The organism is Aliiruegeria lutimaris (assembly GCF_900099935.1).
GTDB lineage: Bacteria > Pseudomonadota > Alphaproteobacteria > Rhodobacterales > Rhodobacteraceae > Tropicimonas > Tropicimonas lutimaris.
Map to the genome: position 1 here is coordinate 101,297 of NZ_FNEK01000005.1, position 15,775 is coordinate 117,071.

At 61.8% G+C, this 15,775-nt stretch carries 14 protein-coding genes; 10 read left to right on the top strand and 4 right to left on the bottom strand.

Features of this window, described 5'->3' with window-relative positions:
- Position 1: 1 nt before the first annotated feature.
- Positions 2-259 carry a DUF2842 domain-containing protein gene (locus BLR85_RS04235; protein ID WP_093150207.1) on the top strand — a complete coding sequence of 86 codons (258 nt, stop codon included), beginning with the start codon at positions 2-4 and terminating at the stop codon, positions 257-259.
- Positions 260-346: 87 nt separating this feature from the next.
- Here the strand turns inward: BLR85_RS04235 and BLR85_RS04240 are convergent, their stop codons facing one another.
- Positions 347-3,124, bottom strand: coding sequence for a hypothetical protein (locus BLR85_RS04240; protein WP_139188302.1), 2,778 nt, complete (start codon positions 3,122-3,124; stop codon positions 347-349).
- Between the two features lie 125 nt (positions 3,125-3,249).
- Between BLR85_RS04240 and BLR85_RS04245 the strand changes: the two genes are divergently transcribed.
- Complete coding sequence (locus BLR85_RS04245) at positions 3,250-3,981, top strand: thiamine diphosphokinase (RefSeq protein WP_342028768.1); 732 nt, start codon at positions 3,250-3,252, stop codon at positions 3,979-3,981.
- Here BLR85_RS04245 and BLR85_RS04250 read toward each other — a convergent pair.
- From BLR85_RS04250 to BLR85_RS04260, 3 genes are all read right to left on the bottom strand, one after another.
- A complete protein-coding gene (locus tag BLR85_RS04250; protein ID WP_093150215.1) occupies positions 3,938-4,840 on the bottom strand; it encodes a DMT family transporter in 903 nt (300 codons plus the stop codon). The two genes, BLR85_RS04245 and BLR85_RS04250, sit on opposite strands and share 44 nt — an antisense overlap.
- Before the next feature lie 55 nt (positions 4,841-4,895).
- On the bottom strand, positions 4,896-6,269 hold the full coding sequence (locus tag BLR85_RS04255; RefSeq protein WP_093150219.1) for an L-serine ammonia-lyase: 1,374 nt from the start codon (positions 6,267-6,269) through the stop codon (positions 4,896-4,898).
- Positions 6,270-6,376: 107 nt separating this feature from the next.
- Positions 6,377-7,441: a LacI family DNA-binding transcriptional regulator gene (locus BLR85_RS04260; protein WP_093150224.1), complete on the bottom strand. Its 1,065-nt coding sequence runs from the start codon at positions 7,439-7,441 to the stop codon at positions 6,377-6,379.
- A gap of 176 nt (positions 7,442-7,617) precedes the next feature.
- On the opposite strand from BLR85_RS04260, the gene BLR85_RS04265 reads away from it, so the two are divergent.
- The 8 genes from BLR85_RS04265 to BLR85_RS04300 form a co-directional block, all read left to right on the top strand.
- A complete protein-coding gene (locus tag BLR85_RS04265; RefSeq protein ID WP_093150228.1) occupies positions 7,618-8,631 on the top strand; it encodes an ABC transporter permease in 1,014 nt (337 codons plus the stop codon).
- 50 nt (positions 8,632-8,681) lie between these two features.
- Positions 8,682-9,692, top strand: a complete 1,011-nt coding sequence (locus BLR85_RS04270; protein WP_068312135.1) for a substrate-binding domain-containing protein — start codon at positions 8,682-8,684, stop codon at positions 9,690-9,692.
- A 127-nt stretch (positions 9,693-9,819) separates the two neighbouring features.
- Complete coding sequence (locus BLR85_RS04275) at positions 9,820-11,367, top strand: sugar ABC transporter ATP-binding protein (protein ID WP_093150232.1); 1,548 nt, start codon at positions 9,820-9,822, stop codon at positions 11,365-11,367.
- Entirely contained in the window at positions 11,364-12,404 is a 1,041-nt protein-coding gene (locus tag BLR85_RS04280; RefSeq protein ID WP_212635011.1) for an ABC transporter permease, read from the top strand. Before BLR85_RS04275 ends, BLR85_RS04280 begins: the two co-directional genes overlap by 4 nt.
- A 21-nt stretch (positions 12,405-12,425) precedes the next feature.
- Positions 12,426-13,427 carry a dihydroxyacetone kinase subunit DhaK gene (locus BLR85_RS04285; protein WP_093150237.1) on the top strand — a complete coding sequence of 334 codons (1,002 nt, stop codon included), beginning with the start codon at positions 12,426-12,428 and terminating at the stop codon, positions 13,425-13,427.
- Positions 13,428-13,437: 10 nt separating this feature from the next.
- A complete protein-coding gene (locus BLR85_RS04290) occupies positions 13,438-14,085 on the top strand; it encodes a dihydroxyacetone kinase family protein (RefSeq protein ID WP_093150242.1) in 648 nt (215 codons plus the stop codon).
- Between the two features lie 235 nt (positions 14,086-14,320).
- The gene (rpiA, locus tag BLR85_RS04295; RefSeq protein ID WP_093150246.1) at positions 14,321-15,109 is read left to right on the top strand and encodes a ribose-5-phosphate isomerase RpiA; all 789 of its coding nucleotides are present in this window, start codon (positions 14,321-14,323) and stop codon (positions 15,107-15,109) included.
- Positions 15,110-15,501: 392 nt separating this feature from the next.
- Positions 15,502-15,775, top strand: a 274-nt coding sequence (locus tag BLR85_RS04300; RefSeq protein ID WP_139188303.1) for a transposase, incomplete at its 3' end; no start/stop codon positions are given.

A 15,775-nucleotide genomic window follows, 5' to 3' on the forward strand; every position in this document is an offset into this window, starting at 1 on the left:
CATGGCGCTGAGCTACAAAGCCCGCCGCCGCTGGTCGCTTGTCATCCTTCTGGTGGGTATGCCCGCCTATGTCGTGCTGGCGGTCACGATCATGAACTGGATCGACCGGCCGTCGATCTGGATCGAATTGCTGGTCTATATCGGGCTGGGAATCGCTTGGGCGCTTCCGTTTCGCTTCGTTTTCAGGGGTATTGGGCAAGCCGATCCCGACAAATCGACCAGTGACGCGTCTGAGAAGGGCAAGAATAACGAGCGCTGAAAAAGGGACGCTGTCAAAAGCAAAACAGGGCGGGTACCTCTCGGCACCCCGCCCATTACTCGTTACGAAATCGGCTTCTTCGAGCGGTTAGAGCGCTACGCTGCGCTGTTCCGGATTATACCTGGAAGCTTGAGAAAGCGTGAACTGGCCCCGGTCGAGCTTCTGGATTTTCCCCTGGCGGAGAAGCTGGCCGAAGCTCCGCAGACTGTCTTCGCGGCGCAGATCTTCCTGCCCTTCGGCCTGGCGGACGACATCCATGATTTCGGGATGCGAGAAATGTGTCCGACCCTGCACGTAAGACGTATATGCAGCGGCGCATTCCAGCATTTCCTCCAGTCCGCGAGCGCCCATCCGTTCCGAAAACTCTTCGAAAGTGGTGCTCTCAGCGAAGATTCCGGCGGCTTCGCGATCGCTTGAAACCATAGAACTGCGCGAGGACTCTTCCAGTTCGTTTTCGGAAGGCGCCTTCTCGGCGGCAGCGGAGACCATCCGGCCCGCGGTCACTCGGCGCGGGCGCACGGGCTGAACGCTTGCCGGCTCGCGCGGTTTCGCCTCCGCGTCGTCATCCACACGTTGTTCCGAGACCAGCATCAGGGGGGCGACTTTGAGCCGTTCCGATGTCGTCACGGGGCGGGTGATTTCTCTGTCACGCAGTTCTGACCGTGCAGGGCGACGCGGCCGCACGGGCTCAGCCGGCTTGGGGGCAGCGTCCTCGGACACCGGCTGTTCGTTTTCGTGCTCCGGCTTGATCGCGGTGAAGTCGAGCTTGTCGGCTGCCTCTTGTGCTTCAAGTTCGGCTTTCGGAGGCAGGGTGGCGTCCGCATCGGGTTTCTGCGATTGCAGCGAAGTGGCAACAGCCGCGCGCAGATCGTCCCGATACGGCAGCGTATCCCCGTCATCGTCCCGATTGCGCGGTCCTTCTGCCTTGGTCGCGGCGACAGCGGCCTTGAGATGTTCGATTGCCGAACGGCGGCGGCGAAGTTCCGGGCCCGCGAGCTTGTTGTCGGCCTCGTCCATCAGGCGCGAGACATTGTGGTTCTCGTCATGTTCCTGCCCGAGGGCACGGGCGCGGCGTTCGGCGGCCGCTTCCGCACGGGTCTCTTCCTCCGAGGACTGTGCGACCCTGGCGACGGCCTCGGCCAGTTGGTCATCATCTTCGTCACCGACGGGTGCAGTGGTGTCCTCAACGGCACGGAAAGCAACTGTCTCGACCGGCTTCTCGGCCTCTTCAAAGGTTTCCTCTTCGGTCTCCTGGGTAATCACCTCGGCGTCGTCGTGCGTATCGACCCCGGTTACAGGTTCGGCAAAAGCGCTATGCGACGCGAAAGCCAGAGCGGAGAGTTCCTGTTCAAGCGATTCCAACTCGGTGGAGGCAGGCGTGTCTTGTCCGTCCAGAGCCCGGAGGGCTTCGGCCTGGCTTTCGGTTTCCAGCGCGGCGATCTCGGCCGAGTCGGCTGCCATTTCCCGTTCCACGGCTTCGAGTTCACGCAGAAGATCTGCCTCTTCATCCGGAGAAAGGCCGGACGCCGATGGTTCGCTCAGTTGCTCGGGCTCGGTTGCGTACGCCTCGGCGACGTCCTCGGCCTCGATCGTTTCCGGCTCGAACGTCTCTTCCGTATCCAGCGAAACGGGCTGCTCGGGCATCGGCATTTCGACCGTCGCCTCCGCGGTTTCGACCAGGTCCGGCACGGAGATATCGTCATTCAGTGCCGTGTCATCCACAGCCGTCTCGTCCTCTTTCTCGGAGAGCGCGGCCCGGAGCGATGCCATGAGTGACTGCTTCCGAACACGGATAACATTGCTGCGAGGCATTTCTTCCTCGTAGGCAGACACCTCTTCTGCTTCGAGGCTGTCCTCAGCGACTTCCGGCTCATCCAGAACAGGCGAATCGGCGGTCTCCACCGCGATTTCATCAACCGGCGCCTCTTCGAGGAATTCCGCAAATGCGGTGTCGGTGGTGAACTCTTCGGGAGCAGTTTCGATCTCGACGAACTCCTCGACCATTGCCGAAGGCTGCTCTTCGTTTGCGGCCTCGACGATCGGAAGCTCCGCAGCCGGAGGTTCGGCAAAATCAGGCCCGTCAATCGGAAGCTCGGCCATGGGAAGTTCGGCTATGGGCTCTGTCAAGGTGAGAGGCATACTCTCGTCAGCGGCTACAGCCGTCTGTTCCGGTGCCTCGGCGATTGTTTCTTCGCATGGCTCAGGCAGGGAAACCTCGGCAGGCGGCTCCTGCGGTTTGATTTCTTCGACCTGGCGCGACCGGGCCACGACGGCGCGGATGCGGGCAAGCTTCTCGGCAAGGCTCTCCGCAGGGGCCGATGCGGGGACGAACGGAGCGGCCTCGACTGGCTCGGCGAACACAGGTTCGGGAAGCGGTCCCGGCTCGGCCTCTGTTTCGGCCGTTTCGACCGGCGCTTCCGTCGCGGTGACGAATGGCGTCTCCTGTTCGGCGGTGGTTGCAGGAATGTCGGCTGCTGGTTCTTCGGCGACCGAAACCTCCTGCGGCTCCGTGACCGCGGAAACTTCCTGTTCTGCCGGCTCAACGAAGCTCTCGGCGACCATTTCGGCCGGCGGGGCTTCAGCGATCGGGGTTACGGTTTCGGGCTGGACGACGGGCGCTGCGCCATCGTCTTCGGCGGCCTTCAGAGTGATGCCCTGTTCGCTAACCCGCGCCTCTACCCGGCGGTGAATTTCCTTCTCCACAATTCTCTGGAGCATCTCCGCATCCGGTGTCGGCGGTTCCGCTCCGAAATAGCGGTCTTCGGCCGCCAGGTTGCGGAAATACTCGGCGATCGCCTTCATCGTGCCGAAGGAATCGTCGAAACCTTCGAGGGTGCACGAAAAGGTGCCGTAGGAGACTGTCAAAATTTTGTTGGAGCCTACCATATCTTTGATCGCTTTCTTTCTATACCAGCCCTACCGGTTTACCATGTATTGGTTCCGGAATGAGAACGACTCCAAGAAATTAAGAGTATCATTTCCGGGCGATAATGTGGCTACGCGAAGGAAAAATGGACAATAGCAGCATGAATGATGTCATTGTTTCCGAATCCTGCGCGGTTACGCTTCTAGGCGGTGGCAAGGTTAATCTGAAGGATCTTAGGGAGGCGTTAAGGCTGGCGCCTTCTCTTGTCGCGGCGGACGGTGGGGCGACTTTCGCGATGGAAAATGGTTTCGCGCCCGTCGCCGTGATCGGTGACATGGACTCGATTCCGGTCAGGATTCGGGCTGACGTGCCAGTAGGACGGTTCCACGAGGTCTCCGATCAAGACAGCACGGATTTCGACAAGGCGCTGCGCAATATCGATGCGCCGCTGATTCTGGGCGTGGGGTTCCTCGGTCGGCGAGTCGATCATCAGCTGGCGAATTTTAACGTGTTGGCGCGGCGTTTCGATCGGCGATGCATCCTTGTCGGAAAGCACGATGTCGTTTTCGCGGCGCCGTGTGAGCTGGAGTTGCCGCTTGCACCGTTGAGCCGGGTGTCGCTCTTTCCCATGGCGCCGGTCTCTGGACGTTCGCGCGGCCTGAACTGGGAAATCGACGGTTTGGACATGACGCCGAATGGCGTGATCGGTACGTCGAACCATGTTCGCGCCGGGCATGGGGGGCCGGTTTCGCTCGCTTTCGATCGCCCTGGAATGCTGGTGATCGTGCCGCGCGCGTCGCTCAACCTTGCCATCAGCGCGCTGGAGCGCGCGACGCCATTCTCTCCCGCCAGATAATATAGAGCCCGGAAAGCATCACCACGCATATCCCGGCCAGTGCTAGCCCGTTCGGAAACTGGGCGAAGATCAGCCAGCCGAAGAGGGCACCGAACGGGATTTCGAGATATTGCATTGGGGCCAGCGTGGCCGCTGGTGCGAAACGGAGCGCCCAGGTCATCAGTAGGTGGGAGAGGGTTCCCAGAATGCCGAGTGCGACGAGCAGAAGGCCTTCGCGTAACGTTGGCTCGACCGGGTCCAGTTCGGCAATGCCACTGCCCTCGGCCAGCAGGATCACGGGAAAGAGCAGTGCCGTGCCGAGCAATCCGGTGATGGCCTGTAGCGGGATCGGGGCGATCTCGCGGGAGATCTGGCGGGTGACGAGGATGAAAAGCGCGAATTCGACCGCGACGAGAAGCGGCAGGAGCGCGACCCAGCCGAGTTGGGCGAAGGCGGGTTGCACGACCATGAGCGTGCCGGCAAAGCCGACGATACAGGCCACGAGGCGCCGGGAACCGACCTGCTCCTGAAGGACGAACCGACCGAGCAGCAGCATGAAGAAGGGCATGACATAGGCGATGGCGATGGCATCGGCCAGGGGCAGGTGCCGCAAGGCGAACACCATAGTCGCAATGCCGGCCACCTGCAGCAGGGTGCGCCACAGGATCCTCCCGAATAGGCGTGGCGGCAAGGACAGCCTGTGCCCACCACGGCGAAAGAGCGGCCAGAGGATCAGCGCCTGTATCGCGAAGCGCACAAGGACGAGCTGCCCGAGGGGAATCGCGGCGCCGATCAGCTTGGCGGTCGCATCGGCGAGCGGCGCCAGGATGCAGAAGCCCAGCATGAGGGTGATTCCAAGGAGGGGGCTGTCGCGATCCATGCGGCGCAAGCTATGCCGGGCAGATCGCATGGGAAAGCGCGTTGTGACGCCGCTTTCAGCAATTCGGGATGTTCACCGCCAGTCCGCCGAGGGAGGTTTCCTTGTACTTGTGGGACATGTCCTGGCCTGTCTGGCGCATGGTCTCGATGCAGGCATCCAGGGGCACGAGGTGCATTCCGTCTCCACGCAGGGCAAGCGATGCCGCGCTGACAGCCTTGATCGCGCCAAGCCCGTTGCGCTCGATGCAGGGCACCTGCACCAGCCCGCGCACCGGGTCGCAGGTCATGCCGAGATGATGTTCCAGCGCGATCTCGGCGGCGTTTTCGATCTGTTCGGGTGTGCCGCCCATCACGGCGGCCAGCCCGGCAGCGGCCATGGCGCTGGCACTGCCGACCTCGGCCTGGCAGCCGGCCTCGGCACCGGAGATCGAAGCGTTCGTCTTGACCAGCCCGCCAATCGCGGCGGCGGTCAGGAAGAAATCCGGCAGTCGCGAGGGGGCAGCGGTCGGGATATGGTCGAGCCAGTAGCGGATGACCGCGGGCAGCACGCCCGAGGCACCGTTGGTCGGCGCCGTCACGACCTGCCCGCCGGCGGCATTCTCCTCGTTGACCGCCATGGCATAAGTGCTGATCCAGTCATTGACCGAATGCGGCGGGGCGAGGTTCAAGCCGCGTTCGTTGAGCAGGGCCTTGTGCAGCCCGGGCGCCCGGCGCCGGAGATTCAAGCCGCCGGGCAGGGTGCCCTCGCTCGCCAATCCACGCTCGATGCAGTCGGACATGACCTGCCAGAGCCTGTCCAGCCCCTGCTCCAGCTTCGCATACCCATGATGGGCGATCTCGTTGGCCCGTTTCATCTGGGCAATGCTCTTGCCGGAGCTGCGAGCCATTTCCAGCATCTGCGCCGCTGAGCGAAAGGGATACGGCACGGCGATTTCCGCTTCCGGGCTGGTGTCGCGGTCCAATTCTCCTGCAGTCACCACGAAGCCGCCGCCGATGGAGTAGTAGGTCTCTTTCAGGATCACGTCGCCCTGGGCGTCTGTCGCCATCAGGATCAGCCCATTGGCGTGGCCGGGCAGGGGCGGACCATAGTCGAACTCCAGATCGGCTTCCGGGTCGAAGCGTAACGGGCCCAGCCCCGGAGGGGTCAACGAATGCTCCGCGCGGATCGCGACGAGCGCCGTTTCGGCCGCATCTGCGTCGTAACTTGCCGGTTCGAACCCGGCCAGGCCCAGAATGACGGCCCGGTCCGTCGCATGGCCGACGCCGGTAAAGGCCAGCGAGCCGTGCAGCGAGGCGCGCAGCCCGTGCGCGTGAAATGGCGAGCGCCGGAGCGATTCCAGGAAACGGCTGGCCGCAACCATCGGTCCGACGGTATGCGAGGAAGACGGGCCGATGCCGATCTTGAAGATATCGAATACGCTCAGAAACATGGCACTCCCGTCCGGTTCTCCGCAGACCTAATACAGCCAACCCGTTTCTTGCGGCCGAATAACGACATTTCCCGTCACGAAGGCGGATTGTGGCGCGGCAGTTGCAGTCAGCTTTCGCTGTCCAATGTCCGGACACTGTGGCGCAGCACCAGATCGCCCGCGACGAGCACCTTGACCGGCGGTTCCGCCTCGCTGCCGGCGATGAGGTCATCAAGGATCCGGATCGCCATGGCGCCGATCTTTCGTTTCGGCACGTCGAGCGAGGTCAGTGGCGGGTCAAAGAAGGCTGCAGTGGGAAGGTTGTCGATCCCGATCACCGAAACATCCGAGGGAACCGACAGGCCGCGCTCGCGCAGGGCGCGGATAAAGCCGAAGGCGATAATGTCATTGGCGCAGAGAAAGGCATCGGCCAGGTGTTCCGCCGCTGCCAGCTGTTCGAGCGAATCGGCATAGGCGCCCTCGATCGTCGAGGCGACGGACAGCATGTTGGACTGCTCCACTTCCAGCCCATGCTCGGCCATGCCACGCAGGAAGGCATCGTAGCGCAGCCGGAAGTTCATCACCGAGCTGTAGCTTCCGACCATTCCGATCCGGCGGAAGCCGTTCTGCATGAGATAATCGAGCGCCCGGTAGACGAGCTGGTCGTTGTCCATGTCCACGAAGTTTCCGGGCATGAAGGGGCGGTGCGTGTCGATGATGACATTGGGCAGGCCGCAGTCGAGAATGGCCCGCACGTCCTCGTCGGAAAACTCCGTTCCGAGCGCGATGATCCCGCGCGGCTCCGAACCGTCGAGACCGGCCAGAATCTCCGAAACATCTGCGTTTTCGTGGCTGACAACCTGCAGCGTGTAGTCTCGCCGGGTCGCCTCGTAGGACATGCCGTCGATGTAATCGGAAATGAAGACGTTGTGGTCGCGGTTCACGGTCTGACCGTGGCGGGCGATCTTCAGGAAACGGATGGTGTTGAGCGAATCGTTGCCCTGGAGCTCGCTGCGCGGCCGCTCCCCCCTGGGAACATAGTTGAGTTCGTGCATCGCCCGAAAAACGCGCGTCCGCGTGGCCTCCGAAATCTCGCCTTTCCGGTTCAGTACCAGCGAGGCAGTTGCGGCCGAGACACCCGCCAGATCGGCGACCTGACGCAGCGTGGCCGGCTTATTCGTCTCAGTTTCCATGCCCTTGCGATACCACCTCTCTGCTTTGGTCGCTGTTCGTACACCGGGGCAGCAACTTTTTCCAAGCCTGCTGCTTCTCGACGCGCCTGTTCACTAAAAAATGCGTTGAACGAACCTAAACTTAATGATAGCGATTTACTAAACAGAATGCAATGTTCACTAAAAGGGAGGGGAGCATGCGCAAGCTGGATGGGAATTTTGTCCTGCTCGTCACGCTCATCGTGGTTCTTCTCACGATTGGGGGATTTCTGTCGGGCGGCACCTACCTCTCCCTGTTCAACCTGCAGTCGATGGCCAACCAGGTGCCGGAACTCGGGCTGCTGGCCATTGGTGTCATGCTGGCCATGTGTGCCGGCAATGGCGGGATCGACCTCTCGGGGATCGCCATGGCCAACATGGCCGGCGTCGCCTCCGGTCTCTTCGCGTTGCAGTTCTTTCCCGTCGACGAGGCACCGGTAGCCTTCACGATCACCTTCATCCTCGGCTGTGCGGTGGTCGGCCTGATCGGGGGCACGCTGAACGGGTTGATCATCTCCCGGCTGGGGATCACGCCGATCCTTTGTACGCTCGGCACGCAGATGTTCTTTACCGGTGTGACGGTGGTGCTGTCGGACGGACGCGCGGTACGCATCGGGGCGCCGGGACCGCTCTATGAACTGGGCAACGGCTATGTGTTCGGCATCCCGTGGAGCTTCATGCTCTTCATCGTCACCGCCACGATCCTCGGGGTTGTGCTGCGCTACACCCCATACGGCGTGAAACTGATGATGACGGGCGCCAACCAGAAAGCGGCTAAGTTCAGCGGATTTGCCCGGGCTCGGATCGTCACCGTGACCTATGCGCTCTCCGGCCTGCTCGCCGGCCTGTCGGGCGCCATCATTGCCGCGCGCAATGTCAACGTGAAGTGGGATTACGGTACCACCTACCTGCTCATTGCCATCCTCATCGCCGTCATGGCGGGGGTGAAGCCCGATGGCGGTTACGGCCGGGTGATCAATGTCGTGCTCTCGGCCATCATCCTTCAGCTGATGTCCAGCCTGCTGAACTTCATCGGCCTTTCCAATTTCGTCCGCGACCTGGCCTGGGGGGCGTTGCTGCTCTTCTTCCTCTTCGTCAATCGCTTCGCCCTCGTGGAGCATTTCGCGGACCTGCTTTCTTCGCGGCGATCCCCTCACGCCCCGAAGCCATGAACCAGAGGGACAACTCTTTAATGTATCGGTATCTCTTGGGAGGAGATCTCATGAAACAAGGTCTGAAAAATACGAGCCTCATTGTGGCTGCCGCTGTCGCGGCCATGGGGATGGTCTCGACGAGCGCACTTGCTCAGGACGGCAAGTCGATCACCACGGTCGTCAAGATCAGCGGCATTCCGTGGTTCGACCGCATGGAAACCGGCGTCAAGAAATTCGCCGAAGCCAACCCGAACATGGATATCACGCAGGTCGGCCCCTCGACTGCGGATTCCGCCCAGCAGCTCCAGATCATCAACGACCTGGTCGCCAAGGGCACCGATGCGCTGGCCGTCGTGCCGATGGATCCGGCCATCATCGAAGGAATCCTCAAGCGCGCCATGGATCGTGGCACCATCGTCGTCACCCATGAGGCCGACAACCAGAAGAACACGATGGTCGACGTCGAAGCCTTCGACAACGCTTTTTACGGTGCCTCGATGAACGAGCGCCTGGCTGAATGCATGGGCGGTGAAGGCAAGTGGACGACCTTTGTCGGTTCGCTCGGCTCGCGCACCCATATGCAGTGGGTCGGCGCTGGCGAAGAGAACGCCGCGAAATACCCCGGCATGGAACTGGTCGACCCGAATAACGAGAGCTTCGACGATGCCAACCTGACCTATGACAAGGCCAAGGAACTCCTGCGCAAGCATCCCGACCTGAAGGGCTTCCAGAGCTCCGCCGGCAATGACGTGCTCGGCATCGGCCGCGCCATCGAGGAAGCCGGGCTTGCCGGCAAGGTCTGCCTTGTGGGCACCGGTCTGCCGAACCCGTCTGCTGCCTATCTCGACTCCGGCGCCATCACCGCGATCGGCTTCTGGGATCCGCAGAAGGCCGGCATGGCGATGAACTCGGTTGCCAAGACCCTGCTGGCCGGCGGCGAGATCGTCGACGGGATGGATCTCGGCGTCGAAGGCTACGAGAAGGTCTCCGTGAAGCCTGGACCGGGCGACGGGCTGCTTGTCTTCGGCAATGGCATGGTTCTGGCCGACAAGGACACCTACAAGGACTATCTCTTCTGATCGTCCTGATCGCCGTGCCGGCCCCAACCTCCCCTGAGGGCCGGCACGCATCCTTTCCCTCGTAGCTGCGGCGGGCAGTGGTGGTTGACTTCCAGGCTGCTGCCCCCGCGATGGAAACGCAGAGACAATGTCCCAATCTCCCTCAGATCAGACGCATTTCCTTGAGCTTCGCGGCATCCACAAGCGTTTCGGCGGTGTGCATGCCTTGCAAGGTGTCGATATGGTGATCGATCCCGGCGAGGCCTATCACCTGCTTGGCGAAAACGGCTGCGGCAAGAGCACGGTCATCAAGGTCATGTCGGGCGTACATGAACCGACCGAGGGTGAGATCATCCTCGATGGCCGCTCCTACAGCCACATTTCCCCGATCCAGGCGCTCGAAGCCGGGATCGAGACGGTCTACCAGGACCTGTCGCTCCTACCCAACCTGACGGTTGAGGAAAACGTGGCCCTCGGCCAGCAACTCGTGAGCGGCAAGGGGCGCCTGATGCGGGGGTTGGACAAGAGGCTCCTGTCGGAGACGGCAGCCGAAGCGATCCGGAATGTCGGCCTCGTGCCGACCCGGGAGTTGATGAAATCGCCCACGGCGGAGCTGCCGCTCGCAATTCGCCAGCGGGTCGCCATCGCCCGTGCCATCGCGGCCAAGGCGCGGCTGGTGATCATGGACGAACCGACCACCTCGCTTACCCGCAAGGAGGTCGATGCGCTGATCGAGCTCGTGGCCAAACTGCGGGCGCAGAATGTGGCCGTTCTCTTCGTCACTCACAAACTGGAAGAAAGCTACCGGATCGGCGGGCAGGTCGTCGTGTTTCGGGACGGCAAATGCGTGGCACAGGGCAAGATCGAGGATTACTCCCGCGCCGACCTCTCGAAGCTGATGACGGGGCGTGAGATCGAGATGCTGCGCTATCGCGAGGGCGCTCCGATGGAGGGCGAGATGATCAGCGTGCGCGATGCAAGCTCGGGCGAGGCCTTCTTCGATGTCAATTTCTCCGTCAACAAGGGCGAGATCCTCGGGATAACCGGGTTGTCGGACTCCGGGCGCAACGAGTTGGCGATGGCCCTGACCGGCCATCTCGGCTTCAGCAAGGGCAGCATCGAGATCGATGGCAAGAAGACCCGGATCCCGTCGCCCGCGGCCGCGATCGAGCTGGGGATCGGTTATGTTCCCGAAGACCGGCTCTCCGAGGGGTTGTTCATCCAGAAGTCGATCCTTGAGAACGAGATCACGCTGATCTTTGACGATCTGGTCAACAAGTTCGGCATGATCAACGCCCGCAAGGGTCGGGAGGAGGCGCGACGGATCTCCGAGCTGATGACGGTCAACACCAAGGATATCGATCTGCCGGTCGGCGCGCTTTCGGGCGGCAACCAACAAAAGGTACTTATCGGACGCTGGCTCTCCATCGAGCCGAGAATTCTCGTGCTGCATGGGCCTACTGTGGGCGTGGATGTCGGTTCCAAGGACTCCATCTATCGCGCCGTGCAGGCCATGGCAGAGCGCGGGATCAGCCTGATCATCGTCTCCGACGACCTGCCCGAATTGCTTCAGAACTGCGACCGTATCCTGGTGATGAACCGGGGCGAGCTGGTCGACGAGCTTGACGCCAACACTGCGGATGAGACGCAAATCTATCAATCCATGCTGGCCAGCCGACGGGAGGCCGCCGAATGACCATGGTGCAAGACATGCCTGACACTTCGATCCCCACACCGCACGAAAGCCCGCGCCCCACGATCGGAGCGCTGTTCCGGCGTCGGCCTGAATTGGTGAGCCTTGCGATCCTGATCGCGATCTGCGTGATCGTGGCCTCGATCAACCCCGCCTTCCTGCAACCCTCCTCGCTGATCGACATGGGGCGGGCGAGCGTGGTGACGGGCCTCTTCGCGCTCGGGGTCTTCGCGATCCTTGCCGCGGGCGGGATCGACGTCTCCTTCCCCGCCATTGCCGCGCTGACCATGTACTCGGCCACGCTCTTCGTCATCAATGTCTGGCCGACCGCGCCCATGGCCCTGGTTGTCGTCTCGACCGTTGTCGGTGGCGCGGCACTCGGGGCGCTCAACGGCTGGATGGTGCACACGCTCAAGGTGCCCTCGCTCATCGTCACCGTCGGCACGCAATACCTGTTCCGCGGAATACTGCTGGCCTTTATCGGCACGGTCTGGCTGATGGAGCTTCCGCCGCAAATGATCGCCTTCGGCAAGGCGCCGTTGCTGGAGTTCCAGAGTGGCAACGGGGTGACTGTCACCCTGCCAATGTACTTCCTCGTCTTCCCGGCCGCAGCCCTTCTGACCTGGTTCATGTTCAACAAGACGCTGATGGGGCGCGCGATTTTCGCCACCGGCGGCAATGCAGACGTGGCCGAGCGGCTCGGCTACAATCAGCGTATCGTCCATATCTTCGTCTTTGCCTTCACCGGCGCGCTGGCGGGCATGGCGGGGATCATCCATGTCTGCGCCAACCGCATGGCCAACCCGTTCGACCTCATGGGGATCGAGATCGAGGTGATCGCGGCGGTCGTGCTGGGCGGCGCGCGCATTACCGGCGGCACCGGGACCGTCTTTGGCACAATAACCGGTGTACTTCTGATCACGGTGGTCAATAATTCCCTCGTGCTCGTGGGGATCCCCTCCACCTGGCAGCGCGTCGTGGTTGGCGCATTCATCCTGCTTGCCGCGGCCTTCTTCGTGAAGCGTTCGCACAAATCCTGACCCGAACTGAAAGAAACCCCGATGAAAAAGTTCCTCAACAAACCCGAAGATTTCGTCGACGAAATGCTCGAGGGGATCTACTGCGCGCATCCGGAAGTGACCTATACCGCCGACGACCTGCGCTGCTACGTGACCGCGAACCCTGTGCCCGGCAAGGTCGGCATCGTGACCGGTGGCGGCTCGGGACACCTGCCCACTTTCCTTGGCTTCGTCGGTAAGAACATGTTGGACGGTTGCGGTGTGGGCGGTGTTTTCCAGTCCCCTTCTGCGGACCAACTTGCCGAAGTGACCCGTTATGTCGATCAGGGCGCGGGTGTGCTCTATGTCTACGGTAATTACACCGGCGATATCATGAATTTCGACATGGCGAGCGAGCTGGTCGAGCTGGACGATATCGAGACCGCCACCGTGACCGGAAACGACGATGTCGCCTCTTCCGTTGTCGGCGAAGAGCACAAGCGGCGCGGCGTGGCTGGCATCTTCTTCCTCTACAAGGCCGCGGGGGCGGCTGCGGCCAGGATGCTGCCGCTGGCCGAGGTCGCACGGATCACCGAGAAAGCCCGCAGCCGCACGCGTACCATGGGCGTTGCGCTCTCGGCCTGCATCGTTCCCGAAATTGGCAAGCCCGGCTTCGAGATCGGCGAGGACGAGATGGAAATCGGCATGGGCATCCATGGCGAGCCCGGCATTTCGCGCAAGAAACTGGCCGCGGCGGACGATGTCGTGGATGAAATGATGGAGCGCATCTTTGCCGAAACGGACTATGCCAAGGGCGACGAGGTGGCGATCCTGATGAACGGCCTTGGCGGCACGCCAAAGGAAGAGCTTTACATCCTCTATCGCCGCGTGGCGAAGTTGATGGACGAAATGGGCGTGAAGATCCGTCATGTCTGGCTTGGCGAATTCGCGACCTCCATGGAGATGGCGGGCTTCTCGATATCGGTGCTGCACCTCGACAACGAGTTGGAACCGCTGATCGCGGCGAAGGCCGATACGCCGTTCTTCTCCTACTTCGCCAAGTAAGGGGGAGACGATGCAATCCATTGAATCTAAAATGGTTCCCGGCCTCTTCGAGCGCTTTGCGGCGCGCTTCGAGGCCGAACGCGATGCGTTGATCGCGCTGGACGGCAAGGTGGGCGACAGCGACCTGGGCCTGACCATGTCCAAGGCTTTCAAGGCCGCGCGCGACAAAGTGCTGGGCGAGTTCGCCGATGCCGATATCGGCACCCAGATGAAGCAGGCCGGCGGGGCCATTTCCAAGGCCGCGCCCTCGACCATGGGCACGCTCATGGCGACCGGTTTCCTGCGGGGCGGCAAGGCCATGGCCGAGGCCGAGGCGCTGGACGTGGCTGGTCTCGCGGCCTTCTGGCGTGCCTATGCCGACGGGGTGGCGCAGCGCGGCAAGGCACAGCTTGGCGACAAGACGGTGCTCGACGTGCTTGATCCGATCGCAAGGGCTTATGAGGCGCAAGCCGCGGCCGGCGCCGAGCTGGAAGTGGCGTCGGCTGTCGCCGCGAAGGCGGCCGCCGATGCGCTGGAGGCCACGAAAGATCTCGTCGCCCAGCACGGCAAGGCGGCGGCCTTCCAGGAGAAGTCGCGCGGGCTGCAGGATGCCGGCGGAACGGTCGCCTGCATGCTGGCCGAAGAACTGAATGCCTTCGTCCAGGCGGCGAAGGGCTAGGTAAGACCACTCACGAAGAAGCAGGTGCAGGCGCTCTATAGCGCCTGCCCGAATGACAAGAGACAGTCTTCGCCGGAAATGTCCGATAGCCCGGATCGGGACCCTGCTGCCCCTATTCAGGGCAAAATGCCGATTTCGCAGCCTTGAACGGAACAATCCGGTACTCCGGGGAAGAAACACCCTCGCGGCAACAAAGCCCTTCGTTTATAAGGCAGAAAAATCCGGAGCCGCCGCCATGACCTTCGATCTTTCGCCCATCGACCGCGCAAAATTCGTCGCCGCCCGGCGGTCTTGCAATTTCGTGGAGAACGGGATGCGTATCGGTCTCGGAAGTGGGTCCACCGCTGCGTGGATGGTGCGCTGCCTCGGGGAACGCGTGCGTACAGAGGGGCTCGATATCATCGGTGTTCCGACCTCGAGCCGCACCGCAGATCTCGCCCGTCAGCTCGGCATCCGGGTCGCATCGCTGGACGAGGTGAAATGGCTCGACATCACCATCGATGGCGCCGACGAATTCGACGAGAACCTGAACCTTATCAAGGGCGGTGGCGGGGCTTCGCTGCAGGAAAAAATCGTTGCCACCGCGTCGGATCGCATGGTGGTGATCGCCGATGTCGCCAAGGAAGTGAAGGCGCTCGGAGCTTTCCCTTTGCCGCTGGAAACGGTGCCCTTTGGCTGGCAGACGACCAAGGCGCTGGTCGAAGAGACGCTGGTCAACATGGACGTGCTCGGCCGCGAGGCCACGCTGCGGATGAATGACGACGTGCCCTTCGTCACGGACGAGGGCAACTACATTCTCGACCTGCACCTGAAACGCATCGGAAATCCGCGTCAGTTGAGCCTCGTGCTCAACCAGATTCCGGGCATTGTCGAGAACGGTTTGTTTATCGATATCTGCGACGCGGTCGTGATCGGCCATGGCGACGGCACGGTCGAAGTGCGGGATTTCAACGCCGGCACAGTGACCGAAGAGCAAATCGACATTCTCGAAAGCGACAACATCTTCGCCGACGGCGACGACTGATGTCGTTCTCCATTTCCTGACCTGCCAGAGGGAAGCGCTTGTAGGGCGACTGGTGGTGGTCCCTGGCTGCGGGAAATTGGTATACCCGTCGCTTCAAGGTGATTCCGAGAGGGGAGGTGGGGGGCGCTTGATGAAAACCTTCGCGGGCCGGGTCTTGCTGGTTAACCCTTGTGGAACAATTTGGGTGGCGCGCGGCGGAAAAACCTTGCGAGACGGCGATCTTTGAAGCGTCAGGTAGCAGAAAAAGTATTTAATTTTAATTGTTTGCTGGATGCGTGGCGATTGTGCCCCAACGCGCTTGCCAGAATAAACTAGTAAACCATCTAACCTAGGTCGTGTTGACAAAAGGGATTCACACTCGGCGATAGGCGTGATTCAAGCTGGTATCTGCGATGGAGACCAGCTTGGCACGAGACCTGATGTCGGACGAGGAGTGGGCGTTCTTTGAGCGTTTCATCTTGTCTGTTCGCGCCCCGAATGGGCGCAAACCCACAAACCACCGGCGTGTTCTTGATGGTGTTTTCTGGATCGCTCGGACAGGAGCACCATGGCGGGACTTGCCCGAAGAGTTCGGAAAATGGTCAAGTGTCTATCGGCAGTTCCGCCGCTGGACGCTCGCCGGTCTCTGGGAACAGATCCTGGAGGCGCTGACCGAGAGCCGGATCG

Bases quoted from the DNA above. Each gene is read 5' to 3' on its own strand.
- BLR85_RS04235 (WP_093150207.1), top strand. From the start codon at position 2: ATGGCGCTGAGCTACAAAGCCCGCCGCCGCTGGTCGCTTGTCATCCTT.
- BLR85_RS04245 (WP_342028768.1), top strand. From the start codon at position 3,250: ATGTGGCTACGCGAAGGAAAAATGGACAATAGCAGCATGAATGATGTC.
- BLR85_RS04250 (WP_093150215.1), bottom strand. From the start codon at position 4,840: ATGGATCGCGACAGCCCCCTCCTTGGAATCACCCTCATGCTGGGCTTC.
- BLR85_RS04255 (WP_093150219.1), bottom strand. From the start codon at position 6,269: ATGTTTCTGAGCGTATTCGATATCTTCAAGATCGGCATCGGCCCGTCT.
- BLR85_RS04260 (WP_093150224.1), bottom strand. From the start codon at position 7,441: ATGGAAACTGAGACGAATAAGCCGGCCACGCTGCGTCAGGTCGCCGAT.
- BLR85_RS04265 (WP_093150228.1), top strand. From the start codon at position 7,618: ATGCGCAAGCTGGATGGGAATTTTGTCCTGCTCGTCACGCTCATCGTG.
- BLR85_RS04270 (WP_068312135.1), top strand. From the start codon at position 8,682: ATGAAACAAGGTCTGAAAAATACGAGCCTCATTGTGGCTGCCGCTGTC.
- BLR85_RS04275 (WP_093150232.1), top strand. From the start codon at position 9,820: ATGTCCCAATCTCCCTCAGATCAGACGCATTTCCTTGAGCTTCGCGGC.
- BLR85_RS04280 (WP_212635011.1), top strand. From the start codon at position 11,364: ATGACCATGGTGCAAGACATGCCTGACACTTCGATCCCCACACCGCAC.
- BLR85_RS04285 (WP_093150237.1), top strand. From the start codon at position 12,426: ATGAAAAAGTTCCTCAACAAACCCGAAGATTTCGTCGACGAAATGCTC.
- BLR85_RS04290 (WP_093150242.1), top strand. From the start codon at position 13,438: ATGCAATCCATTGAATCTAAAATGGTTCCCGGCCTCTTCGAGCGCTTT.
- rpiA (WP_093150246.1), top strand. From the start codon at position 14,321: ATGACCTTCGATCTTTCGCCCATCGACCGCGCAAAATTCGTCGCCGCC.